Below are 24,738 nucleotides of genomic sequence, written 5' to 3' on the forward strand. Positions count from 1 at the left end.
GGCGGGGCGGTAAGTACCGCCCGCTGCCTGTACCGTCAACACCTTTCTCCAGCGCTGCTCGCTTCAACGAAGTCAGCGCTGGAGAAAGAGAATTACTTCCGCGCCTTGCTGAGCAGATCCGCGAAGGTGCCGAAGCCCTTCTTGCCAGCGCCCTGCGGCTGCTGCGTCTTCTGCCAGGCCTCCACCTCCGCGCGCTCCTCGGCGCGGATGGCGGCGGTGACGGACAGACGGATCTTGCCCGACGCGTCGATGTCCAGGATGGCCACCTTCACCTCCTGGCCCAGCGAGTAGTGCTTGCGCAGGTCGGTGCCACGCTCGGTGCCCGTCTCGCTCGCGGGGAGCAGACCCTTGCCGCCCGGGAACGCGAGGAACACGCCGTAGGGCTCGATGCGGTCCACCTTGCCCATGACGACCTGCCCCACCTTGGGACGGGGCGCGGCCGGCTGGGCCGGCGCGGCGGCGGCGGACGCGCGCTCCTCGGGAGGACGCTGCGCCTCTTCCTCGGAGATGCGGCGCAGACCGATGCGCTTCTCCTGCGTGTCGATCTTCTCCACCGACACCCAGATGACCTCGCCCTCCTGCACCACGTCGCGCGGGTGTGCGATGCGGCGGTCGCTCAGCGCGGAGATGTGCACGAGGCCATCCACGCCCGGACGCAGCTCCACGAAGGCGCCGAACTGCTGCAGGCGGACCACCTTGCCCTGGAGCCGGTCGCCTTCGTTGATCTCGGAGAGCGCCTTCTGGAACGGATCCTCCTGGCGCGAGCGCATGGACAGCGTGATGCGCTCCTTCTGCTTGGACTTGTCCGGCGAGTTGGGCTGGCCGGCCTCCATGCGGAGGATCTCGACCTCGACCTCGTCACCGACCTTCACCACGTCGCTGGGGTGCCCCACGCGCGTGTACGAAAGCTCGGAGACGGGGATCATTCCCTCCACGCCTCCCAGGTCCACGAACACGCCGAAGTCGCGCACGCCGGTGACCTTGCCCTTGACGATCTTGCCCTGGGCCAGGTTCTTGCGCGTCTCCGCGGCGAGCTGACGCTGCTCGTCCTCCAGCAGCGCGCGGCGCGACAGCACCACGTTGCGCTCACGGACCTCGCTGACGCGGAACTGGAGCTTCTCGCCGATGAACTGGTCCGGCTTCTCCACGTAGCGCAGGTCGAGCTGGCTGATGGGGCAGAACGCGCGGATGTCGCCGATGGCGACCTCCACACCGCCCTTGTTCACACTCAGCACCAGGCCCTCGACGGGCATGCCGGAGGCGCGAGCCTCGGCCAGCAGGGCCAGGTTGGCGCTGCCCTTGGCGAGCGCGCGGCTGAGCAGGATGCCCTTGGCGCCCACCTCCACCACGTGCGCGTCGATGGTGTCACCCACGCCGAAGCGCAGGATGCCCTCGTCGTCCTTCAGCTCGCGAAGCTCGATCATCGCCTCGCTCTTGGCCGCGCCTTCCACGGACACGAACGCGGTGTCCGCGCCGAGCTGGAAGATGGTGCCGCGGACCTTCTCGCCCACGCGCAGGCCCTTGCGGCTGGGCGTGCCCCCCTCCTTGGCCTGCGCCTCGAACATCTCGGCGAAGGACTGGGACTCGGGGACCTCTTCGTACAGCGCGCTGGTCGGCGCGGGCGTCGGCGTCACCGGGCGCGGCGAGGGCGCCGGCGTCGCGGCGGAAGCCTCAGCGGCGGCGGAGGTCTCCTCGGACGTCGCGGTCGCATCGGCGGGCGCGTCACCCACCGGGCCCCGCGTCTCGATGGCGCCCGTCGCCCGCTTCACGACGACCATGGGGCCCTGGCCGCGGCGCTCGCCGCCACCGCGACGATCGCCCCCGCCACGGGGACCGCGATCCTCGCGCGGCGCGCTGCCCGAGGGACGTGGCTGAGCATCACGCTCGCCACGGCCACCGCCGCGCTCGCCGCCCCGGCCGCCGCCACCCCGTTGCTCGCCTCGACCTCCCTCGCTGCGGCTCCCCCCTGAGGGGATACCGAGCATCACGTCCCCGAAGGTGGCCTTCGGCTTCTTGGGACCCATCCCGCCAGAATTGGAACCGTTCTTCTCGTCGCTCACTGCCGAGACCTTCCTGAAGCGAATTCGACCCTGGCTTCCCGAGAAGCCGGGCCCCGGTGAAAAAGGCGGCGGACTTTACACGCGCGCCTTGTCCGGAGGAAGCCAGATGACGCACGCGCCGTTCACGCCGACGGTCCGTTCATAACGGAGGCAGCGCGTCAACCCATCCCCGGCCGATACTTGCTGCGCCAAGGAGTCCCTGTCAGCCCGGCAAGGAGCCGAGCAATCCCACGGGGTTAGCGGACCAAACGAAGCTTCCGCCCCACCTTGCGCAACATCGTGCCGGCCTCCGGGATGCCCAGCGCCGCCGTCAGTCCAAAATAAACGACGCCGAACGGAAGGGCCACCGCGACGAACCCCAGGACGGGGTGCAGACGCGGCGGCACCAGGAATTGCCCCCCCCACTCCGCCGCCACCCCGGGCATGGGCCCCAGTACGGACGTCAGCCCCAACTTGATGCCCAACGCCACCCCGCCGGCCACGACCGCCGCGCCCCACAGCCGGGGCAGCAAGCCGCTCGGAACGCCCACCGGGCCCAACTGCTTCACCAGCTTGCGGCGCAGCAAGCCCGCCTCCAGCCATGCCACCAGGCCGCTGGCCAGCGTGAGCCCTAGGGCGCCCAGATGCTCCGGCAGCCCGAGCCAGCCCGGCAGCCGAAGGCCCAGCACCCACGCCCCCGCGGTGCCCACCAGGACCCGCACCACCGCGAAGCGCAGCGGCGTCTTCGGGTCCTTGAGCGCGTAGAACGCGGAGGCGTAGAGCCGCCCCACCGTGGAGGCCACGAGCCCCAACGCCGCGCCCATCAGCAGGTACCAGAGATAGCGCGAGTCCGCCGCGTCGAAGCGCCCTGTTTGCAGCAGCGCCGCCGCCACCATGTCTCCGAGGAAGAGGAACGCCGCCGCCGAGGGCACCACCCAGAAGCAGATGCGACGCGCGCCCCCGTCGATGCGCTGGCGCAGCTTCGCGGCCACGTCGGCCCCCTCACCGGTGGCCCGCGACATCTCCGGCAGCTCCGCGGCCGACACCGCCATGCCGAAGAGGCTCACTGGGATGAGGTAGAGGGTCTGCGCGTACATCAGGGAGGACAGCGCGCGGTTGGAGATGAGGGACGCGAAGGCCGTGTCCACCCAGGCGCTGAACTGGACCACGCCGCGCCCCAACACCACGGGACCGAAGTTCTTGAGCACCTGGCGCACGGGCTCCGCCGCCAGGGACAGCGAGGGGCGGAAGCGCCCGAGCAGCTTCAGGACGGACGGCACCTGCACCGCGAACTGGAGGAAGCTGCCCAGCACCACGGCGTACGCCAACACCTCCACCAGGGGCTCTTCGGCGTAGCGCCCTCCGGCGGCCACCAGCGCGGCGATGATGACCAGGTTCCAGACGACCGGCGCCAGGTAGGAGAGCAGGAAGCGCCGGTGGCTGTTGAGGATGCCCAGGCACCAGGCGCTCAGCACGAGCATGCCCGTGCCGGGGAAGAGGATGCGCACCAGATGGATGGCCAGCTCGCGCTCGTGGCCCTGGAAGCCCGGCGCGATGGCATCCACCAGGAACGGCGTGAACAGCATCCCCAAAGCAACGACCACCGCCGTGGCCAGGGAGAGGATGCCGAAGACAGCGCCCGCGACGCGGTCCGCCGCCTCGTCGTCCTTGCGGCCCAAGAGCTGCGCGTAGACGGGGATGAACGAGCCGGAGAGGACGCCCTCTCCGAACAGGTTCTGCAGGAAGTTGGGAATGCGCAGCGCCGCCTTGAAGACGGCCGCGGCCTCCGCGTTGCCAAGGTAGTGGGCGAAGACGCGCTCGCGAACCAGGCCCATCAGGCGCGAGGCGAGAATTCCCGTGGCGACCAACGCCGCGCCGCCTGCTGAGCGCTCGGGTCGGGGGGGCGCAACCGGCGGGGGCGGAGACTCGGGCGAGGTCGTGGTCACGAGAGGCGCGGACAATACGCGGGCCGTTCGGTGTCATGAAGCCCGAAACCCGGACCCGCTGTTTCGCTTGACGGCGAACCCTCCAGATTGCAAGGGTCCGATCCAATGGCCAGCCCTTCCGACAGCGACCTGGACGACGTGGCGCGCATCCGCCTCGTGCTGGCACGCGAGCTGGAAACCATCAATGAGTACGAGGCCTATGCCCGCGCCTCGTCTCATCCCGAGGTCCGCGCGTTCTTCCAGCACCTGGCCGCCGAGGAGAAGGAGCACGTCTCCGAAGCCGTCCACATGCTGCGCATGTTGGACAGTGGTCAGAACGACCACTTCGCCAAGCCCTTCGTCCCCGGACACTTCGAGACGTCCTCGGCCAGCAGCGTGCCCGCGCCCGCCGCGGTCCACGTGCCCGGCCCCGACGCGCCGTCCTTCTCCGTCAACGGCCGCCACGGCCGCCTCCCCTCCGAGCCGCCCACCTCCCTGCCGCCGCAGCGGCTGGTGTACGGGCTCCCCGCGCCGCCCCCTTCCGCGGAATCCCATCCGCTCACGGTCGGGTCGCTCCGCCGGGGCGGCGGTGGTTCTGGTAGCGGTCGCTGAAGTCCCCTTCCCTTTCCTTGTCGATGCCTCTGGAGCCCCATTTCATGCCTGACTTCCTTGGACATGCCGAGAACCCGCTCCGCGAGGAGGAGTGGGCGCGTCTGAACGAGACCGTCATCCAGGTGGCCCGGCGCTCGCTGGTGGGCCGCCGCATCCTGGACATCTACGGTCCGCTGGGCGCCGGGGTGCAGACGGTGCCTTACGACGAGTTCCAGGGCGTGTCGCCCGGCGCGGTGGACATCGTCGGCGAGCAGGAGACCGCGATGGTCTTCACCGATGCTCGCAAGTTCAAGACCATCCCCATCATCTACAAGGACTTCCTCCTCCACTGGCGCGACATCGAGGCGGCCCGCACGCACAACATGCCGCTGGACGTGTCCGCCGCGGCCGGCGCCGCGGCCCTGTGCGCGCAGCAGGAAGACGAGCTCATCTTCTACGGCGACGTGCGCCTGGGCTACGAGGGCCTGATGACGGCCAACGGCCGGCTCACCGTGCCGCTGGGTGAGTGGACGTCGCCGGGTGGCGGATTCCAGGCCATCGTCGAGGCCACGCGCAAGCTCAACGAGCAGGGCCACTTCGGTCCCTACGCCGTCGTGCTGTCGCCCCGCCTGTACTCGCAGCTTCACCGCATCTACGAGAAGACGGGCGTGCTCGAAATCGAGACCATCCGCCAGCTCGCGTCGGACGGCGTCTACCAGTCCAACCGCCTGCGCGGTGACTCCGGCGTGGTGGTGTCCACCGGCCGGGAGAACATGGACCTCGCCGTGTCCATGGACATGGTCGCCGCGTACCTGGGCGCCTCGCGGATGAACCACCCGTTCCGCGTGCTGGAGGCGCTGCTGCTGCGCATCAAGCACCCGGACGCCATCTGCACGCTGGAGGGCGCGGGCGCCGCGAACCCCCGTTAGTCCCTCACGGGACTCGGACGCGACGGACATCATGGCCAAGGTCCTGGTCATCGACGACGAGGCGAACCTCCGCAAGGTGCTCGCCGCGATGCTGCGCCGGGACGGTTTTGACGTCACCGTGGCGGAGAACGGCGAGCAAGGGCTCGCCGAGTTCCACAAGAACGGCGCGGACATCGTGGTGACGGACCTGGTGATGCCCAAGGTGGGCGGCATGGAGGTGCTCGGCACCATCCGGGCCGCCAACCCGGACGTCCCCGTCATCATCATCACCGCGCACGGCACGGTGGATTCGGCCGTGGACGCCATCAAGGCGGGCGCGTTCGACTACATCACCAAGCCCTTCGACCAGGCGGAGCTGTCCTCCGTCGTCGCCAAGGCCGCGAAGACGAACGAGAGCGCCCGCCGCTCCGTGCGCCCGGACGTGAAGGCGCGCGCCGCCATCATCGGCGACTCCGCGTCGATTCAAGACGTCTACAAAATCATCGACAAGGTGGCGGACACGCCGTCCACGGTGCTCATCACCGGCGAGAGCGGCACCGGCAAGGAGCTCATCGCCACCGCGCTGCACGGCGCCTCCAGCCGCCGCGACAAGCCGTTCATCAAGATCAACTGCGCCGCCATTCCAGACACGCTGCTGGAGAGCGAGCTCTTCGGCTACGAGCGCGGCGCCTTCACCGGCGCCGTCACGTCCAAGCCGGGCCGCTTCGAGCTCGCCGACGAGGGCACCCTCTTCCTCGACGAGATTGGCGAGATTCCCGTCGAGATGCAGGTGAAGCTGCTGCGCGCGCTCCAGGAAGGTGAGTTCGAGCGCGTGGGCGGCATCAAGACGACCCGCGTGGACGTGCGCCTGGTGGCCGCCACCAACCGGGACCTGCAGGCGGAGATCGAAGCCGGCCGCTTCCGCAAGGACCTGTACTACCGGCTGGCGGTGGTGCCCATCTCCCTGCCCGCCCTACGCGAGCGCCGCAGCGACATCCCGATGCTCGCCCGGCACTTCGTGGAGAAGTACAACCGGCGCCTCAACAAGAAGATCGAAGGCATCGCCGACGACGCCATGGTCCTGCTCCAGGGCTACGCGTGGCCCGGGAACATCCGCGAGCTGGAGAACCTCATCGAGCGCGTGCTCCTGTTCGCGGACGGCCCGCTCATCACCGCCAAGGACCTGCCAGAGCCGGTCCGCCAAGGAGCGAGCGTTCAGGCGAGCGCCAATCTGGCCACCGCGGTGGCGTCCTTGGAGGTTCCTGCGGGCGAGGTGGGCCTCAAGGACATCGTCCGGATGAAGGCCGCGGAGCTCGAGCGGGACCTCATCGTGAAGAAGCTCGAGGAGACCGGCGGCAATGTCACCCGCGCCGCCCGGCTCCTTCAAATCAGCCGCAAGTCGCTCCAGACGAAGATGAAGGAGTTTGGCTTGCGTGACACCACCCCCGACGGGCAGGAAGACGGCCCGGACGAGTAGACCGGCGAAGAGGCGGAATTCCGTCTCGCGCACGTCGGTTTCGGGCCCGCCCACCCAATCCAATTCAGGGAGCTTGCATGCGGCCGAACCTTCCCACCCTCGGTGCCCCTCCGAAACGCAGTCCTATCGGAGCCGTGGCCGCCGTGTCGCTCATCCTCGGCGGTGCCGCGGGAGGCGTCTGGTGGTGGAAGCAGCGGATGGCCCAGGCCACGGAAGAGGCCGCGGCCCAGGCGCCCGCCACCGCGCCGGACGCCACCGCCGTCGTCACCGCGCCCACGCCGGCCCCCGTCCCCACCGACCCGGTGAAGGCCGCGGGCATGGAGCGCGTGTCCGTGAGCATCAACGGCCCCCTGGAGACGGCGCTCGTCAACTCCGCGGGCGCGGACGTGGGCCCGGCCCTGGCGCAGGTGGTGACGCGCACGCTGGTGTGGTGGGTGTCCGTCCCCGGCGAAATCCTCCGCGGAGACACGCTGGAGGTGCTCTTCCAGCGCCGCGTCAACGAGGAGCCCCTGGTGCACGCGGTGCGCTTCACCAGCGCGAAGCTGGGCAAGACGCTGGCCGCGTACCGCTACCAGGCCGACGGTGAGCCCAACGCCCGCTACTACCTCGCCAGCGGCGACGAGCTGGAGCTGCGCCTGGAGCGCTCGCCCATCGACAATTACGAGCAGGTGACGTCCCTGCTCCGCGATGGCCGGAAGCACAAGGGCGTGGACTTCCGCACCCCGGTGGGGACGCCCATCAAGGCGCCCTTCAGCGGCGTGGTGAAGCGCAAGAACTGGAACTTCAGCGGCAACGGCAACTGCATCGAGCTGGTCGAAACGGGCGGCAAGGGGCGCCGCGCCCTGTTCCTCCATCTGGACGAGGTGGACAAGAACGTGAAGGCGGGCTCGCGATTCACGGTGGGCCAGGTGATTGCGAAGAGCGGCAACACCGGCCGCAGCTTCGCTCCCCACCTGCACTACCAGCTCATGACGCACGATGACCGGGTGCTGGACCCCTATGAGCAGCACAAGACCTACCGCCGCTCCCTGGCCACGCAGCAGCGGTCCGGCTTCGAGGCGGAGATGCGCCGCATGGACGGCCTGCTGAGCACCTCCGTGGTGGCCGGTAAGTAAAAGCCACCCGATTCTTGACACTCCTTCGACGGCGCGGCTAGCTGGAAGCCCCCCGGGCTTGCCGGAAGGCCCGGGTGATTCGCCGTCGGAGGTCGGATGCACAGGCTTCGCGCCGTACTTGCCGCGCTGACGCTGGGCGCGCCGCTCGCCGCCAGCGCGGCGGACATCACCCGCATCGCGTCGTCGCTCGAGGAGAACGATCCGTTCGATCTCTTCATCGACGTCGGCTTCGAGCGCACGCAGAACCGCGCGAAGATCGTCCGCGAACAACTGGCCCCCGCGGGGAGCGGTAGCTCGGGCCGCGTGGACGCCGCGGAGCTCTGGTACAAGGGCGTGGACGCCCGGCTCAACCTGGAGCTCTCCGTCGGCCTCTACCGGGACCTGGAGTTCTCCTTCGCCCTGCCCCTGGTCTTCTCCCAGAACGAGCGTTGGGACTTCACGTCCAACTCGTCGCCGGAGACGTCCACCATCACCAACAACTGCATGAACGCCAACGGCTCCGTCATTCCGGGCTGTCTGAGCGGCTCCGCGCCGCCCACCGCCCTGTTCGACGTCCCGCAGGAGAGCTTCCGCGGCGGCCTGGGCAACATGCGCTTCGGCTTGGCCTACGCCTTCTTCAACCAGGAGAAGGACGAGACGAAGCCCACCTGGATTGTCGGCCTGGAGTACGAGGCCCCCACCGCGAAGCTGCGCGACGCGGCCGCGGACACGACGAACTCGGACAGCCGCGGCAACATCGGTGACCGCGTCCACAAGTACCAGCTCTACACGGCCTTCTCGCGGCGCATGGGGGCGGCGGAGCCGTACTTCAAGGCGCACTACACCATCCCCGTGCGAGGCCCCGGCGCCTACTCCAACTGCGCGCAGGCCGCGGACAACCCAGACAACCTGGGCGCCCCCGCCAACTGCTTCACGGGCCCGTGGGACCGCAAGGAGACGGGCATCAACGCCCCGCACCAGGCGGGCATGCTCTTCGGCGTGGAGCTGGTGCCCTTCAACCGCCCCGCCAAGTCCCAGCGCTTCGCCCTGGACGTGCGCGGCATCGGCAACTACGTGGGCAGCGGCCGGTACTACAACGAGCTCAGCGCGGCCCTCCGCAAGCTGCTCACCTCCGAGGACTACTTCCAGGTGGGTGGCATGCTGGGCGTCACCGCGAACGCTTCTCAGGCCTTCCAGATTCGCGCGTCGGGGACGTTCCTCTACAACACCAACCACGCCATCACCGCCGAGGAGCCCGGCCGTGACGTGAATGGTGACGGCGCCGTGGACCTGTCCCCGGGTTCCCCCGAGCTGAACCCCAACTTCGACTGGCGCTACGACCTGGTGTCCCGCCGCTTCCGCGCGGTGGAGAGCACCACGTTCCGCTTCGACCTCAGCGCCACGTTCAGCTTCTAGCGCGGCGAAAGGGGGGCGCCCGTCACGGCGCCCCCAGTCGAACGTCAGCGCTTCAGCGACAACCCGAGCCGGTAGACGTCCTGACCGGCCCACCCCGCACGGCGGGCCAGCTCGGTGCTCAGCGCCTTGAGCTTCTCGCCGCGCCCGAGTCCCTCCTCCAAGGCCCGGCGCAGCTCCTCTTCGGACCAGCGCGTTTCGCCGGTGCGGCCCTCCACCAGGAGCACCACCTCGCCGCGGGCCTCTTCGGTCGCGTAGCGCGCCGCGAGCTCGGACAAGGTGCCCCGGGCGAACTCCTCGTGCAGCTTCGTCAGCTCCCGGGCCACGCAGGCGCGACGGTCCCCCCACACCTCGAGCAGGTCCGGCAGCGTCTCCGCGAGCCGACGCGGCGACTCATAGAGCACCAGCGTGGCGGAAAGCTGCGCGACCTCCTCCAGCATGGCCCGGCGCTCGGCGCCTTTGCGCGGGACGAAGCCGAGGAAGTGGAAACGGCCCGTGGGCAAGCCCGAGGCGCTCAGCGCCGCCACCAGCGCGGTGGGCCCCGGGATGGGCACCACGTTCAGCCCCCGCTCCAACGCCTCGGCCACCAGCTTCTCGCCCGGGTCGCTGATGGCGGGACTGCCCGCGTCCGTGACGAGCGCGCAGTCGTCGCCTTCGGCGATGCGGTCGAGGATGCGCCCGGCGCGCTGCCCCTCCGCGAAGGCGGGCAGGCTCACCAGGTCCTTCCCACCAATGCCGAAGTGGTCGAGCAGCACCCGCGAGTGCCGGGTGTCCTCGCACGCGATGAAGCGCACGGCGCGCAGCGTCTCCAGCGCGCGCGTCGTGACGTCCCCCAGGTTCCCGATGGGCGTCGCCACCAGATAGAGCGTTCCAGCCATGGCATCGTCCTCTCACATCCCCGCGTCGAAGGCGCCAGGGATGTGCTCCACCGTGGCGTGCGCACCGCGCCCCACCACTGAAATCACGTCGAAGCGAAGCATCCGCCCCTGCAGCTCATGCGCGAACAGGTAGCGCAGCGCCGCCTTCACCACCCGGCGCTGCTTCGCGAAGGACACGCTGTGAGACGGATCTCCCCAGGTCGCCGTGGAGCGCATCCGGACCTCCACGAAACACACCAGGTCCTCACGCTCCACCACGACGTCCAGCTCTCCGTAGCGGCAAGTCCAGTTACGGTGCCGGACCCGCCACCCCTGCGCCTCCAGGAAGCGGACCGCCGCCTCCTCGCCCGCGTCCCCATACGCCCGCCGCTCCCGCGGCTCCGCCCCGCCCATCCACCCTCCCCGGCGCGCCTCCTGAACGGAGACAACCCGCCACGTTCACCTCTCAGACGTTAACGGGGCCGTCCGACATCTGCGCGAAGCCAGGGTGCGAGGTGACGTGCAGCACCTGAGTCAGCGTGCCCAAGTGCTTCAACATCCGGGCGATGAGGGGCAGCTTCACCTCCTCCATCCCAGAGAAGACATCCTCCAGGAGGAAGGGACGCTTCACCCGGGCGCTCGCCTTCTCCACGACCGTCATCCGCAGCGCCAGGTAGTAGAGGTCCAGGTCCTTCGCCGGCAGCTCGCCCACGGGCACCCGGCGGCCCGCGGTCAGCGCGAAGGCCCGGCCCTCGCGATCCCACTCGATGCCCTGGTAGCGCCGGTCCGTGAGCGCGGTGAGGTACTGGACGCACCGCTCCTTCAGCATCCCCTGCACCGACACCACGTCCGTGGTGAAGACATCCGCGGCCTGGGACAGCAGCGCGGGGGAGGGATCCTCCAGCGGCTCGGCAGGCGCGGCGGCGCCATCCGGACCGGGCGCGGCGGGAGCCGGCGGCGCCTTGGCCAGGACGATGGACTCCTTCACGCGCCCGATCTCACGCTCCACCTCGCGGATGTCACGCACGTAGCTGCCCTTCTGGGTCAGCTCCGCGTTGAGAGACTCCTGCTCCGCCTTGAGCGACTTCATCTGCGTGGCCGCCGCGATGTAGTCCGGATCCGCCTCGATGGCGTGCAGTTGCTCCTGCAGCTCCGTGACGCGGGCGGCGAGCAGCTCCTTGCGCTCCAACGCGGGCGCGATGGCATCCAACGCCTCCACCTCGAGCGCCTTCTGGGCCATTCGCAGCGGCGCGGCCTCGGCTTCGTACTCTTCCAGGATCTTCTTCTCCCGGCTCTCGAAGCGGCCTTCCTTGCTGCCGTGCTGCGTCGCCTTCTGGAGATCATCCACATAGCGAAGCGCGATGAAGGCGGCCACGCCGAAGGCCGGGATGTCGAGCAGCGCCAGGTAACGGAAAGCGCGGTCGACGCTGATGCCCAGGCCCACGGCCAGGCCCAAGAACAGCACGCCCGCGCCCAGGCCCGCCCAGAAGCCCGCGCTCTGCGTCAGCGGCGGCACGGACGCGGGACGAGACTCCTCCTCCAGCTCCCGGTCGGCGTTGAGCCGAGCCAGGGCATCGTCCCGGCGGGCAATGGCCTTTGGGTGGCGATTCACGCGGTTGACGATGTCCTGGGGGAGCCCCAGGGACTCGGGCGTGGGGGCGGCGCGCCACGCGGCCTCCGCCTCCTTGATGGCCACCTTCAACCCCTGGGTGCCCGTCAGCTTCTGTTCGGCGTCGAAGATCTGCGAGGCCACGCCGTCGGCCTTGAACTGGAGGCCGTCCACCTCCGTGGCGGCCACCAGCTCCTGCTCCAGGGCGCGCAGCTTCGCCTCCGCGGCGGGGATGTCCTCGGCGGGCTGCACCGTGGACGCCGACGCCAGCGAGGGAAACTTGCCGGAGGCCTTCGGGTCCAGCTTCCCCGCACCGGCCGCGGCGGCCTTCCGGGGACGCTTCGAGGGGAGCTGGCCCATCTGCAGGCAGTACACCTGCTCGAAGGTGGTCCGCGGCGGCAGGCCCACCTGCCCACGAAGGAACTGGCTGATCTCCGAGGCATCCGAGGACACGAGCTCGGGCTGCTGCGTGGACGCGTTCATCCGGTGCAACGTCCCGGAGCCGCCCAGCTCGCGCAGCACGCGGTACGTCACCCCGTCCACGCCCACCAGCGTCAGCGCGGCCTTGCCGGACTTGGCGCCTGGAGCGACGAAGGCGGCGTCACCACCGCGTCCATCCGCGAACAGCAGCGCGAGGGACAGCCCCGCCAGGGGGCTCATCTCCGCGGAGGGCGGCTTGAGGACGAGGTACCCGCTCTTGAGGGCAAAGCGCCCCGCGGGGGAGAAACCGCGGACGTTCTGGACGGCGACTTCGGCGAATTGCATGGCTCGCGCATGTTAGCGCGAATGAAAAAAGGAGCGTCCTGGATTGGACGCTCCTTTTCACTGCGAAAGCGCGGGAAGCGCTCAGGAGGCCGAGGCGGCCTTCTTGGAGGCCTTCGCGTTCGGCTCCTCGAGCACGTCGACGCGGGCGGCCTTGCCCTTCAGATCGCGGAGGTAGAACAGGCGCTTGCGGTTCACGTCACCGCGCGACAGGACCTCGATCTTCTCGTAGCGGGGGCTGTGCAGGGGGAACACGCGCTCCACGCCGACGCCGAAGGAGAGCTTGCGCACCGTGAAGGTGGCGCGGTGGCTGCCCTTCGTCTTCCGGATGACGATGCCCTCGAACGCCTGCACGCGCTCCTTCTCGCCCTCCTTGACCTTCCAGTGGACGCGCACGGAGTCACCGGTGCTGAACGTGGTGACATCCTGGCGAAGGAACTTGGCCTCGATGTGCTGAATGGCGGCGTGGCGCATGACGAACTCCGGAAAAACTTTGAACTGACGCGATGGTCGCGTGAAAGAGCGGGCCGTACTAACAGAGAGAGCGGTGTCGGACAAGCCCTGATGATCCAACCTGCTAGCAACGCTCAGGGTTACAGCTCTTCCTCCCGGCGGGCCAGAAGTTTCTGGTCGGCCTTGGACAACTCCACGCGGGCGTAGAGGTCCGGGCGGCGTGCCTGAGTAAGCACCAATGACTTCCAACGGCGCCACCGGGCAATCCGGGCGTGGTCGCCGGACTGGAGGGCGGCGGGCACCTCGACCCCTCGGAACACAGGCGGGCGCGTGTACTGCGGGTGCTCCAGCAGGCCTTCCTCGAAGCTCTCGGTGACGGACGAGTCCACGTTGCCGAGCACCCCGGGCACCAGCCGCGCCACCGCGTCCACCACCGTCATCGCGGCCAGCTCACCGCCGGTGAGGACGAAGTCTCCCAGGGACAGCTCACCATCGAGGTGGGCCATCACCCGCTCGTCGACACCCTCATAGCGGCCGCACACCAGGATGAGGCCCGCCTCGTGGCGCACCAGCTCCCGCGCGGTGGCCTGCGTGAAGGCCGGCCCCCGCGGACTCATGAGCAGCGCCCTGGCTCCCGGCAGCCGCCCCTTCGCCGCTTCGATCGCTGAAACCAGCGGCTCGGGCTTCATCACCATGCCGGCGCCACCACCGTAGGGCGCGTCGTCGGTGACGCGGTGCTTGCCCTCGGCGTACTCGCGGATGTCGGTGATGGTGGCGGAGAGGAGACCCTTCTCCTGGGCCTTCCCGAGGATGCTCGCCCCCAGGTAGCCGGACACCATGCCGGGGAACAGCGTGAGGATCTCCACCGGATACGGTGGGCTCATTCCGCGTCCTCCGGGCCTCCACCCGATTCGGCGCCCTTGCGGCCCGTGTCCACGTACTCGGGAGGCTGGATCACGATGCGCCCCGCGGCGATGTCCACCGAGGGCACGAACTCGTCCGCGAAGGGCACCACCAGCTCGTCACGGCCCTGCGCCCGGATGACCAGGTTGGGGACCTCGCCGGTGGCCCAGATCTCCTCCACGCGGCCCAGCGCGTTGCCCGCGGCATCCACCGCCTCGAGCCCCACCAGGTCCCCCTGGAAGAACTCTCCCTCGGCGGGAGGCTCCAGGTCCTCGCGGAAGACGAACACCTTGGCGCCCACGAGCGCCTCCGCGTCGTTGCGCGACGCCACGCCTTCGAGGACCACGATGTCCTCCTTCGGCGTGGGCCGCAGCCCTTCCAGGCGCAGCAACTTCTCCTCGCCCGCGCGCGTCCGCACGAAGATGCGCTCGACGGTGTCGAGCGTCTCGGAGGACGGGTCCAACGCGCGGATGGCCACCTCACCGCGCAAACCATGCGCACGCGCGACGTAGCCCAGTTCGAGGTAGGGGCTGGCCTTCACTGCGTGGAGTCCGGAACGGCCGCCGGTGCGCCTGCCGCATTGCGCCGGTCGTCGAGGATCTCCAGTCGCACCTTCTGCCCGGACTTCTGGGCGGCGGCGTTGAGCAGCGTCCGGAGGGCATTCACGGTGCGCCCATCACGTCCGATGACCTTGCCGACGTCCTCGGCGGAGACCTTCAGCTCATAGAGCCGGGCCCCTTCCGCCTCGGACAAACGCAGGCTGACCTGGTCAGGATGATCGACCAGGGCCCGCGCCAGATAGGTAAGAAGCTGCTCCACGTCCACTATGGCGTGGCTCAGACCGCGGGAGCGGGCTTGGCCTTACCGGCGACCTTGATGAGGTCCGCGACCGTCTCGGACGGCGTCGCGCCAGTCTTCAGCCAGTAGTTGAGGCGCTCCTCGTTGAACTCCACCTTGGGCGGCTCCAGGTTCGGGTCGTACGCACCCACGGCCTCGATGAACTTGCCGTCCCGGGGATTGCGGGAATCGGTGGCGACCACGTGGTAGTACGGCTTCTTCTTGGCGCCCGCGCGGGCAAGACGGAGGACAACGGCCATTGAATGCTCTCCAACGAACAGGAAACGTCTTAGGAAAGGGGTGGCGCTCTTAACGCCGCTCCCGCTGGATTGTCAAGGAAGCTCGGGACCTTATGTCTGAGTCTCGGCCCCGGCTTGCGTCTCGCCGCGATTGGCGAGCTGCCCGCAGGCGCCGGCGATGTCCCGGCCCCGATTCCTGCGGATGTATGCGGCGACATGGCCGTCCGCGAGGATGGCGCGAAACTCCTCCGCGCGCTCCTCGCCAGTGGTGTGGAACCCCAAGCCGGGATTCTCGTTGTAGGGGATCAGGTTCACCTTCACCGGGATGCCCTTGAGCAGTTCGATGAGCCGGTGCGCGTCCTCGTCCGCGTCGTTGAAGCCCTTGATGAGGACGTACTCGAAGGTGATGCGGCGGCCCTGACGCAGCGGGAACGTGCGGCAGGCGTCCAGCAGGGCCGCGATGTTCCACTTGCGGTTGACGGGCATCGTCTTGCTGCGCTGCTCGTCGGTGCTGGCGTTGAGGGAGATGGCCAGCTTGACGTCCGTCTCCTTGCCGAAGCGCTCGATCATCGGCACCAGGCCCACGGTGGAGACCGTGATGTGCCGGTGGCTGAAGTTGGGGCCATCCTGGGACTGGAGGATGGCGAGCGCCGTCTTGAGGTTCTCGAAGTTGTGGAGCGGCTCGCCCATCCCCATGAAGACCAGGTTGGAGAGCGGGCGGAGCGTCTCGTGGCCTTCGTTCTTGCGGACCTCGCGGTTCACCGCGTGGACCTGGGCGACGATCTCGCTGGCGGTGAGGTTGCGCTTGAGCCCCATGGTGCCCGTCATGCAGAAGCTGCAGGCCATGGCGCAACCCACCTGGGTGGACACGCACAGCGTCCGGCGGTCCTCGGCGGGCATGTAGACGGACTCGATGAAGCGCCCGTCCCGCGTCTTCCACCGGTACTTGATGGTGCCGTCGATGCTGCGCTGCTCGAGGTCCTTCACCAGGGGGATGATCTCCGCCCGGGCCCGCAGCTTCTCCCGCAGGGCCTTGGAGAGGTCCGTCATCTCGTCGAACGAGGTGGCACCGCGCTGGTGCAGCCAGCGGTAGAGCTGCGGGGCACGGAAGGCGCGCTCCCCCAGCTCCTCGGTGACGAAGCGCGACAGCGCCTCCAGGGACAGGCTGGCCACGTCCACCAGCTTGGGAGGCGCGGGAGCCGGCAGCGGCTCGGTAACTGGCAGGGAGGTGGCGGAGAGAGTCTCTGACATCGTCGTTGCGCTTAACGGAGGGCCCAGGGGCGTCCCTTCCCACACATGGGCACGGCAAGTCAAAGGAGCCCCTGCTCCCCTGCCCGCCTCGTGGACATTTCCGGGCCCGTCTCCTGGAAGAACAGCGGCCCGGGCCCGCGCCTTCTGATGCGCGGACACCGGGCCTGGAACGGCGGCCCCTTCGAGGGGGCCGGCCGGCTACTTCTGGTACGGGTAGGCGTGGATCTCCGTCTCCCGGAAGAAGTACGCGATCTCGATCTTCGCGTTCTCCAGGCTGTCGGAGCCGTGCACCGTGTTCTTGTCGATGCTGGTCGCGAAGTCCTTGCGGATGGTGCCTTCGGCGGCCTGCGCCGGGTTGGTGGCGCCCATGATGTCCCGGTTGCCCAGGACCGCGTTCTCGCCTTCCAGCACCATCAGGACGACCGGGCCGGAGATCATGAACTGCACCAGGTCCTTGAAGAAGGGCCGGGCCTTGTGGACCGCGTAGAAGCCCTCGGCCTGCTCCTGGGAGAGCTGCTGCAGGCGGATGGCGACCGGCTTCAGCCCCTTCTCCTCGAAGCGGCTGATGATCTTCCCGATGACGCCCTTCTCCAGGCCGTCCGGCTTGATGATGGACAGCGTACGCTCGATGGCCATGTGACTGGCTCCTTCTCGTGTTTGCGTTGGGGTTTAGCGCTTCTTCGGAGCGCCCCGCTTGAGGGCCTCCTGAAGGGTGGTGCCCAGCTCGGCGGGGCTGGCGGCCATCAGGATGCCCGCGGCCTCCATGGCCTTGATCTTCTCGGTCGCCGTGCCCTTGCCACCGGAGATGATGGCGCCGGCGTGGCCCATGCGCTTGCCCGGGGGCGCGGACTGGCCCGCGATGAACCCGGCGATGGGCTTGGTGAACTCGGCGGCCACGTAGGCGGCGCCCTGCTCCTCGGCGTCACCGCCGATTTCGCCAATCATGATGACGGCGTCGGTGTCCGGGTCCGCGTTGAAGAGCTTGAGCACGTCCACGAAGTCCGTGCCGTTGACCGGGTCACCACCGATGCCCACGGCGGTGGACTGGCCCAGGCCCAACTGGGTGAGCTGGTGCACGGCCTCGTAGGTCAGCGTGCCGGAGCGGGACACCACGCCGATGCGGCCCGGCTTGTGGATGTGGCCCGGCATGATGCCGATCTTGCACAGCGCGCCCGGGGTGATGACGCCCGGACAGTTGGGGCCCACCAGCCGGACGCCCGGCTTGCCCTGCAGGTAGCGCTTGGCGCGCACCATGTCGTTGACGGGGATGCCCTCGGTGATGGTGATGATGAGGGACACGCCCGCGTCCGCGGCCTCCATGATGGAGTCAGCGGCGAAGGGGGGCGGCACGAAGACCACGGACGTGTTCGCGCCCGTCGCCTTCACCGCCTCGGCCACCGTGTTGAACACGGGGACCTTGCCCTCGAACGTGGTGCCGCCCTTGCCCGGAGTCACACCGGCGACGAGCTTCGTGCCGTACTCGAGCATCTGCTTCGCGTGGAACGAACCCGCCGAGCCCGTGATGCCCTGGCAGAGGACCTTCGTGTTTTCGTTGACGAGAATGGCCATGGCGTTCTTTCCGGAAAAGAGTGCGCGGGATTACTTCACCGCGGCGACGGCCTTCTCCGCCGCCTGACGCAGGTTGTCCGCCGGGGTGATGGCGAGGCCGGAGTTGCTCAGCAGCTCCTTGCCCTTCTCCACGTTGGTGCCTTCCAGCCGCACCACGAGCGGAACCTTGAGCTGGACCTCCTTCGCCGCGGCGATGATGCCCTCGGCGATGACGTCACACTTCATGATGCCGCCGAAGATGTTGACCAGCACCGCCTTCACGGCCGGGTCCGCCAGGATGAGCTTGAAGGCCGCGGTGACCTTCTCCTTGTTGGCGCCGCCGCCCACGTCCAGGAAGTTGGCCGGGCTGCCGCCCACCAGCTTGATGGTGTCCATGGTGGCCATGGCCAGGCCCGCGCCGTTCACCATGCAGCCGATGTTGCCGTCCAGCGCGATGTAGGCCAGGTCCCACTCCTTGGCCTGGATCTCACGGGGCTCCTCTTCGGCCAGGTCGCGGTACTCCAGCAGGTCCTTGTGCCGGTAGAGCGCGTTCTCGTCGAAGGTCACCTTCGCGTCGAGCGCCACCACGCCGCCATCCTTCAGGATGACCAGCGGGTTGATCTCCACGAGCGAGGCGTCCGTGTCGATGAACATCCGGTACAGCGCCGAGCAGAACTGGGCGAACTTGTTCACCGTGGGGCCCGACAGGCCCAGCCCGAAGGCCAGCTTGCGGCCCTGGAAGTCCTGGAAGCCCACGGCCGGGTCCACCGACTCGCGGAGGATCTTCTCCGGGTGCTTCTCCGCCACTTCCTCAATCTCCACGCCACCCTCGCGGGAGGCCATGAAGGTGATGCGGCTGGAGGCGCGGTCCAGCGTCACGCCCAGGTACAGCTCCTGGCCAATGGCGAGACCTTCTTCGATGTAGACCTTGTGGACCGTCTGGCCTTCCGGCCCGGTCTGGATGGTCTTCAGCTTCATGCCCAGCATCTGCGAGGCGATTTCCTTGGCCTCGGCGGGGCTCTTGGCGAGCTTCACGCCGCCGCCCTTGCCGCGGCCACCCGCGTGAATCTGGGACTTCACGACGACCACGGGAGTGCCGAGCTCCTTCGCCGCGGCCTCCGCTTCGTTGGCGGAAAGAGCAAGGATGCCCTTCGGCGTGGGCACGCCGTACTTCCGGAAGATTTCCTTGCCCTGGTACTCGTGGATCTTCATCGAGGCTCCGGTGGAGACGAGGGGAGACAGCCTGAGAGAGGCGTCAGCGCCGGGCCCTCATTGCGCAGAAAGCGACGGAGTGCAAGACCGTTTGACCCCGGTACACCTGCACCGTCCGACAGGGTGCATGGCAGATAATCAGGAATGTCCGCCAAGATGAGGCCGCCTTCACCTTGGGCCGGCCCGTCTGACGCAAGAACGGGCACGGCCCCGCCCGGCGCCTCGAAAGGACGCCGGCACGGGGCCGCGTGAAACGAGGAAGTCGTGTACCGCCCTACCCCGGACCGCTGCCGTGGGCCTTGGGGGCCTCGTCCTGGAAGAAGATGTCCTTGATGGTGAGCTTGGTCACCTCGCGGTTCATCACCGCGATGGACGTGACGAGCGGAATCTCCTTCGGGCAGACCTTCACGCAGTTCTGCGCCTTGCCGCAGTCCTGCACGCCGCCGGGCCCCATGAGCGAGCGCGTGCGCTCCTCGGAGTTCATCTTGCCCGTGGGGTTCATGTTGAACAGGCGGGCCTGGCTGATGGCCGCGGCGCCCACGAAGTCGTTGTCCTGCGTCACCTGGGGGCACGCCTCCAGGCAGCTTCCGCAGGTGATGCACGTGGAGAGCACGTACATCACCGACTGGTCCACGGGCGCCTGACGCGGGCCGGGGCCCAGGTTGTGCGTCCCGTCGATGGGCACCCAGCCCTTGATGCGCTTGAGCGCGTCGAACATGCGGTCGCGGTTCACCGTGAGGTCACGCACCACGGGGAACTTGCTCATGGGCTCCAGCGTGATCGGCTGCTCCAGCTTGTCGATCAGCGCCGAGCACGCCATGCGCACGCGGCCATTGATGTTCATGGCGCAGCTACCGCAGATCTCCTCGAGACAAGCGGCGTCCCAGATCACCGGGGCCACCTTCTTGCCCTCCACCGTGACGGGGTTGCGCTGGATCTCCATCAGGCACGAGATGACGTTGGCGCCCTTCACATAGGGAACCTTGAACTCATCGAAGTGACCTGGCTTCGCGGGATCATCCTGCCGCCAGATGCGGAAGGTGATGGTCTTGTTGGTGACAGCGGATGCCTGTGCAGTGTCCATGTGGCTCGACCCTTCACTTCCAAATCAGTTGAGTGGTTCCCGTCTCAGGCGTACCAGCGCGGCTCGGGGTCCAGCACGGGCGTGGGGATGTCCTGGTAGTGGATCTGCGGGCCGGCCTCGGCGTACGTCGCGACGGTCGTCTTGGCCCACTTCTCGTGGCGCGCGCGCCACAACTGCATCCACTCCGGATCCTGCCGGGGGTCCTTCGTCTTCGGCTCGGGCAGCGTGAAGTCCGGCTTGTAGTGGGCGCCGCGGCTCTCGTCGCGGAGCAGCGCGCTGGTGGCGATGACCTCGCCCAGCTCGAACATGTTCCAGAGCTGGTTGGTGTACGACAGCGCGCGGTTGGCCACGTTGCCCGTGTCCAGCACGTTGACGTTCTTCCACCGGTCCTTGAGCTCGCGGATCTTCTCGACCGTCTTCTTCAGCCGGTCGTTGTAGCGCACGACGGTGCAGTTCTCCGTCATGGTGTCGCCCAGCTCCTTGGCCAGACCGTACGGGTTCTCCGAGCCACTCATCTTGATCATGGTGGCGAACCGGTCCTGCCAGTACTGCTTCGCGGACTGGAAGTGCTTCTCCGGCATCTCCGCGGCGCGCGTCTTCTGCTCCTTGGAGAAGGACGCCATGGCCGGGCCGCCGATCATGCCCGAGTAGATGCAGGACAGCAGCGAGTTGGCGCCCAGGCGGTTCGCGCCGTGGAAGGCGTAATCCGCCTCGCCCGCGGCGTACAGGCCGGGAATCGTGGTGGACTGGTTCTTGGAGCTGCCCTCGGCCGGCGTCAGCGTCTTCGGGTCGGCCTCGAAGTTCACGTACAGGCCGCCCATGGAGTAGTGCATGCCCGGGAAGATGACCATGGGCACCTTGCGCGGGTCGTCACCGACGAACTTCTCGTAGATCTCCATGACGCCCTTGCTCTTGGCGTCCAGCACCGGCGCGGGGATGTGCGTCACGTCCAGGTACACGCCGTCCCGGCCGTTGATGCCCATGCCCAGCTCGCGGCAGACCATGAAGATCTCGCGGGTGGCCACGTCGCGCGGCACCAGGTTCTTGTACTTGGGGTACTTCTCTTCCAGGAAGTACCAGCGCTCGGCTTCCGGGATCTGCTGCGGCGCGCGCGTGTCACCCTTCTTGCGCGGCACCCAGACGCGGCCACCCTCGCCGCGGACCGACTCGCTCATCAGGCGCAGCTTGTCCTCGCCCGGGATGGACGTGGGGTGCACCTGGATGAACTCACCGTTGGCGTAGTGCGCGCCCTCCATGTAGGCGCGGCCCGCGGCCGTACCGGTGTTGATGATGGAGTTGGTGGAGCGGCCGAAGACGATGCCCGGGCCACCCGTGGCGAGGCACACGGCCTCGGCCGGGAAGGTGCGGATCTCCATGGTGCGCAGGTCGACGGCCACGCTGCCGATGCAGCGCCCGCTGTCGTCCTTCACCGTGCCGAGCCACTCCCAGTACTCGTACTTGGTGACCTTGCCCTCGGCCTCGTAGCGGCGGACCTGCTCGTCCAGCGCGTAGAGGAGCTGCTGGCCGGTGGTCGCGCCAGCGAACGCCGTGCGGTGGTGCAGCGTGCCGCCGAAGCGGCGGAAGTCCAAGAGGCCTTCCGGCGTGCGGTTGAAGGTCACGCCCATGCGGTCCAGCAGGTAGATGACGCCGGGCGCGGCATGACACATGCCCTTCACGGACACCTGCTCCGCGAGGAAGTCGCCGCCGCGCAAGGTGTCCATCACGTGGATGTCCGGGTGGTCACCCTCGCCCTTGGTGTTCACCGCGCCGTTGATGCCGCCCTGGGCACAGACGGAGTGGGAACGCTTCACCGGGACGAGCGAGAGCACATCCACCTGGTGACCCGCCTCCGCGAGCTTGATCGTCGTCATCAGCCCGGCGAGACCGCCGCCCACCACCGTGAACCGCGCTGCTGCTGCCATCTTCGTCTCCTTGACTGCCGGACGCTGGATACCGCTCCCGTGAGCCGGCCCGCCAATTGGCGCGCCAGGGCCCGGACGTCCCGTGCGAGTTCTACAGGGTAGTTAACTTGGTGAAAACGCGCTGCAACGATGGCGGCCGGGGCAATAAGCCCGCGTCATCCACAGCATCAGGCACAGGGCCCGCCGGGTCTCCCCAGCGGGCCGCACGTGACTGCCTGGCAACTACAGCTTGACGGAGTCAACCGTCTTCTTGACCGACTGGAAGGACTTCTCCAGCTCGGCCTTCTCACCGTCGTTCAGCTCGACGGTGATGATCTTCTCCACGCCGCCCGCGCCGATCTGCACGGGGACGCCGAAGAAGTAGTCCTTGATGCCGTACTGGCCCTCCAGCAGGGCGGCGGCCGGCAGGACGCGCTTGCGGTCCTGCAGGAAGCTCTCCGCCATGGCGATGGAGGAGGCCGCGGGGCCGAAGTAGGCGCTGCCCGTCTTGTACAGGCCGACCAGCTCCGCGCCGCCGTTCCGGGTGCGCTGGATGATGGCGTCCAGCTTGTCCTTGGCGATCAGCTCCGTGAGGGGCACGCCGCCCACCGTGCTGTGACGCACGAGGGGAACCATGTCGTCGCCGTGGCCGCCCAGCACCAGGGCCTCCACGTCGCGGATGGAGGAGCCGAGCGCCTCGGCGACGAAGCACTTGAAGCGGCTGGTGTCCAGCACGCCCGCCATGCCGACCACCATGTGCTTGGGCAGGCCCGCGATCTTGTGGAGCGCGAACACCATCGCGTCCAGCGGGTTGGCCACGTTGATCACGAAGGCGTTCGGGGCGTGCTGCTTGATGTTGTTCGCCACGTCCGTCATGATCTTCAGGTTGATCTCGAGCAGATCCTCACGCGACATGCCCGGCTTCCGCGGCACGCCGGCGGTGATGATGATCACGTCCGAGCCGGCCACGTCCTTCCAGTCCGTGGAGCCCGTCACGCGACAGTCATAACCGTCGACCGCGGAAAGCTGGTTGATGTCCAGCGCCTTGCCCTTGACCAGACCTTCGGCCGCCGGGATGTCGAAGAGCACCACGTCACCGAGCGACTTCTGCACGGCCAGCAGCGCCAGGTTGCCGCCGATCTGTCCGCCGCCGATGAGGCTGATCTTCTTCTTGCCATTCTGAGCCATGGATTCGTCCCTTCTTGGGTCCCCGTCGGGGGACTACATGTTCTTGATGATGGCCTGCCCGAACTCGGAGCACTTCACCTCGGTCACCCCACTCTGCCCCTCCTGCTTCATCAGGCGGGCGAAGTCGTAGGTCACCGTCTTGCTGGCGATCGCGCGGTCCATTCCCTGGATCATCAGGTCCGCCGCCTCGTGCCAGCCCAGGTGCCGGAACATCATCTCGCCAGAGAGGATGACCGAACCCGGATTCACCTTGTCCTGATCCGCGTACTTGGGCGCGGTGCCGTGCGTGGCCTCGAACACGGCATGACCGGTGACGTAGTTGATGTTGCCGCCCGGCGCGATGCCGATGCCGCCCACCTGCGCCGCCAGCGCGTCCGACAGGTAGTCGCCGTTGAGGTTCAGCGTGGCGATGACGTCGAACTCGTCCGGACGGGTGAGGACCTGCTGCAGGGTGATGTCCGCGATGGAGTCCTTGACCAGGATCTTCCCGGAGGCCAGCGCGGCCTTCTGCTCCGCGTTGGCGGCCTCCTCGCCCTTGGCGGCCTTGGTGGCCTCCCACTGGTCCCAGGTGTAGACCTTGTCACCGAACTCCCGGGCGGCCAGCTCGTAGCCCCACTTGCGGAAGGCGCCCTCGGTGAACTTCATGATGTTGCCCTTGTGGACCAGCGTGACGCTCTTGCGCTTGTGGTCCACGGCGTACTGGATGGCCGCGCGGATCAGCCGGTCGCTGCCCTCGTGGGACACCGGCTTGACGCCCAGGCCCACGTCGGAGGGGAAGCGGATCTTCCCGAACTCCTTCGGGAACTCCTGCTTCAGGATGCCCAGGAACTTCTCCGCGGCGGCCGAGCCGGCCTCGAACTCGATGCCCGCGTAGATGTCTTCCGTGTTCTCACGGAAGATGGTCATGTCGACCTTGTCCGGCGTCTTCACCGGGCTGGGCACGCCCTTGAAGTAGCGCACGGGGCGCAGGCAGACGTACAGGTCCAGCATCTGGCGCAGCGCCACGTTCAGGGAACGGATGCCGCCGCCCACCGGCGTCGTCAGGGGGCCCTTGATGCCCACCAGGTACGTGCGGAAGGCCTCCACCGTCTCGTCGGGAAGCCAGCTATTGACGGCCTTGAAGGACTTCTCGCCGGCCAGCACTTCGTACCAGGCGATCTTCTTCTTGCCCTTGTAGGCCTTCTCCACCGCGGCATCGAACACCGCCTGGGAGGCGCGCCAGATGTCACGGCCGGTGCCATCGCCCTCGATGAAGGGGATGATCGGGCTGTCCGGAACGGACAGCTTGCCGCTCTGCAGGGTGATCTTTTCTCCGGATGACGGGGGCGCCATGGATGTGCTCCTGAGAAGGTGTGACCGTGTAAGAATCGGCGCGGGATAGTCGAGAACCCGCCCGGCGACGTCAAGGAGTTTGGCCACGCGCTCCGAAGGAACGGCTTATCGGAGC

23 protein-coding genes are annotated in these 24,738 nt (G+C 68.2%); 5 read left to right on the plus strand and 18 right to left on the minus strand.

Annotation, left to right across the window (positions count from 1 at the left end):
• Positions 1-92: 92 nt before the first annotated feature.
• Together A176_RS16155 and murJ are read right to left on the minus strand one after the other, a co-directional pair.
• Complete coding sequence (locus tag A176_RS16155) at positions 93-2,024, minus strand: S1 RNA-binding domain-containing protein (protein WP_044890480.1); 1,932 nt, start codon at positions 2,022-2,024, stop codon at positions 93-95.
• Between the two features lie 272 nt (positions 2,025-2,296).
• Complete coding sequence (gene murJ / locus A176_RS16160; protein WP_044890427.1) at positions 2,297-3,985, minus strand: murein biosynthesis integral membrane protein MurJ; 1,689 nt, start codon at positions 3,983-3,985, stop codon at positions 2,297-2,299.
• A gap of 105 nt (positions 3,986-4,090) precedes the next feature.
• Between murJ and A176_RS16165 the strand changes: the two genes are divergently transcribed.
• From A176_RS16165 to A176_RS16185, 5 genes are all read left to right on the plus strand, one after another.
• Positions 4,091-4,576 carry a ferritin family protein gene (locus tag A176_RS16165; RefSeq protein ID WP_002640635.1) on the plus strand — a complete coding sequence of 162 codons (486 nt, stop codon included), beginning with the start codon at positions 4,091-4,093 and terminating at the stop codon, positions 4,574-4,576.
• Between the two features lie 44 nt (positions 4,577-4,620).
• The gene (gene encA / locus A176_RS16170) at positions 4,621-5,484 is read left to right on the plus strand and encodes an encapsulin nanocompartment shell protein EncA (RefSeq protein WP_002640634.1); all 864 of its coding nucleotides are present in this window, start codon (positions 4,621-4,623) and stop codon (positions 5,482-5,484) included.
• A gap of 31 nt (positions 5,485-5,515) precedes the next feature.
• Positions 5,516-6,940, plus strand: coding sequence for a sigma-54-dependent transcriptional regulator (locus A176_RS16175; RefSeq protein WP_002640633.1), 1,425 nt, complete (start codon positions 5,516-5,518; stop codon positions 6,938-6,940).
• A gap of 143 nt (positions 6,941-7,083) precedes the next feature.
• Positions 7,084-8,055: a peptidoglycan DD-metalloendopeptidase family protein gene (locus A176_RS16180; protein WP_002640632.1), complete on the plus strand. Its 972-nt coding sequence runs from the start codon at positions 7,084-7,086 to the stop codon at positions 8,053-8,055.
• Between the two features lie 96 nt (positions 8,056-8,151).
• Positions 8,152-9,450 carry a hypothetical protein gene (locus A176_RS16185; protein WP_002640631.1) on the plus strand — a complete coding sequence of 433 codons (1,299 nt, stop codon included), beginning with the start codon at positions 8,152-8,154 and terminating at the stop codon, positions 9,448-9,450.
• Between the two features lie 44 nt (positions 9,451-9,494).
• On the opposite strand, the gene rsmI is transcribed toward A176_RS16185, so the two are convergent.
• The 16 genes from rsmI to icd all read right to left on the minus strand — a co-directional run bounded on the left by rsmI (position 9,495) and on the right by icd (position 24,623).
• Positions 9,495-10,325 carry a 16S rRNA (cytidine(1402)-2'-O)-methyltransferase gene (gene rsmI / locus A176_RS16190; protein WP_002640630.1) on the minus strand — a complete coding sequence of 277 codons (831 nt, stop codon included), beginning with the start codon at positions 10,323-10,325 and terminating at the stop codon, positions 9,495-9,497.
• A 12-nt stretch (positions 10,326-10,337) separates the two neighbouring features.
• Positions 10,338-10,718: a YraN family protein gene (locus A176_RS16195; RefSeq protein WP_002640629.1), complete on the minus strand. Its 381-nt coding sequence runs from the start codon at positions 10,716-10,718 to the stop codon at positions 10,338-10,340.
• 52 nt (positions 10,719-10,770) lie between these two features.
• Entirely contained in the window at positions 10,771-12,678 is a 1,908-nt protein-coding gene (locus A176_RS16200) for an ATP-binding protein (protein WP_002640628.1), read from the minus strand.
• A gap of 81 nt (positions 12,679-12,759) precedes the next feature.
• Positions 12,760-13,149 carry a 50S ribosomal protein L19 gene (rplS, locus tag A176_RS16205; protein WP_002640627.1) on the minus strand — a complete coding sequence of 130 codons (390 nt, stop codon included), beginning with the start codon at positions 13,147-13,149 and terminating at the stop codon, positions 12,760-12,762.
• Positions 13,150-13,268: 119 nt separating this feature from the next.
• Positions 13,269-14,012, minus strand: coding sequence for a tRNA (guanosine(37)-N1)-methyltransferase TrmD (gene trmD, locus A176_RS16210; protein WP_002640626.1), 744 nt, complete (start codon positions 14,010-14,012; stop codon positions 13,269-13,271).
• Positions 14,009-14,572 (minus strand): ribosome maturation factor RimM, encoded by a 564-nt coding sequence (gene rimM / locus A176_RS16215; RefSeq protein WP_002640625.1) that lies wholly within the window; start codon positions 14,570-14,572, stop codon positions 14,009-14,011. The genes trmD and rimM overlap by 4 nt, the downstream gene beginning before the upstream one ends.
• Positions 14,569-14,856 (minus strand): KH domain-containing protein, encoded by a 288-nt coding sequence (locus A176_RS16220; protein WP_002640624.1) that lies wholly within the window; start codon positions 14,854-14,856, stop codon positions 14,569-14,571. Before A176_RS16220 ends, rimM begins: the two co-directional genes overlap by 4 nt.
• A gap of 11 nt (positions 14,857-14,867) precedes the next feature.
• Positions 14,868-15,128: a 30S ribosomal protein S16 gene (gene rpsP, locus A176_RS16225; protein WP_002640623.1), complete on the minus strand. Its 261-nt coding sequence runs from the start codon at positions 15,126-15,128 to the stop codon at positions 14,868-14,870.
• A 90-nt stretch (positions 15,129-15,218) separates the two neighbouring features.
• Positions 15,219-16,358, minus strand: coding sequence for a dual-specificity RNA methyltransferase RlmN (rlmN, locus tag A176_RS16230; RefSeq protein WP_021781383.1), 1,140 nt, complete (start codon positions 16,356-16,358; stop codon positions 15,219-15,221).
• Between the two features lie 198 nt (positions 16,359-16,556).
• Positions 16,557-16,994, minus strand: coding sequence for a nucleoside-diphosphate kinase (gene ndk / locus A176_RS16235; RefSeq protein ID WP_002640621.1), 438 nt, complete (start codon positions 16,992-16,994; stop codon positions 16,557-16,559).
• A 33-nt stretch (positions 16,995-17,027) separates the two neighbouring features.
• Positions 17,028-17,927 (minus strand): succinate--CoA ligase subunit alpha, encoded by a 900-nt coding sequence (sucD, locus tag A176_RS16240; RefSeq protein WP_002640620.1) that lies wholly within the window; start codon positions 17,925-17,927, stop codon positions 17,028-17,030.
• Positions 17,928-17,957: 30 nt separating this feature from the next.
• Positions 17,958-19,118: an ADP-forming succinate--CoA ligase subunit beta gene (gene sucC, locus A176_RS16245; RefSeq protein WP_002640619.1), complete on the minus strand. Its 1,161-nt coding sequence runs from the start codon at positions 19,116-19,118 to the stop codon at positions 17,958-17,960.
• A gap of 274 nt (positions 19,119-19,392) precedes the next feature.
• On the minus strand, positions 19,393-20,202 hold the full coding sequence (gene sdhB, locus A176_RS16250; protein ID WP_002640617.1) for a succinate dehydrogenase iron-sulfur subunit: 810 nt from the start codon (positions 20,200-20,202) through the stop codon (positions 19,393-19,395).
• A gap of 44 nt (positions 20,203-20,246) precedes the next feature.
• Positions 20,247-22,124 (minus strand): succinate dehydrogenase flavoprotein subunit, encoded by a 1,878-nt coding sequence (gene sdhA, locus A176_RS16255; protein ID WP_002640616.1) that lies wholly within the window; start codon positions 22,122-22,124, stop codon positions 20,247-20,249.
• A gap of 222 nt (positions 22,125-22,346) precedes the next feature.
• On the minus strand, positions 22,347-23,291 hold the full coding sequence (gene mdh / locus A176_RS16260; protein ID WP_002640615.1) for a malate dehydrogenase: 945 nt from the start codon (positions 23,289-23,291) through the stop codon (positions 22,347-22,349).
• Between the two features lie 33 nt (positions 23,292-23,324).
• A complete protein-coding gene (gene icd / locus A176_RS16265; RefSeq protein ID WP_002640614.1) occupies positions 23,325-24,623 on the minus strand; it encodes an NADP-dependent isocitrate dehydrogenase in 1,299 nt (432 codons plus the stop codon).
• Between the last annotated feature and the right edge of the window lie 115 nt (positions 24,624-24,738).

It is taken from the genome of Myxococcus hansupus (genome assembly GCF_000280925.3).
In the GTDB taxonomy this organism is placed as follows: domain Bacteria; phylum Myxococcota; class Myxococcia; order Myxococcales; family Myxococcaceae; genus Myxococcus; species Myxococcus hansupus.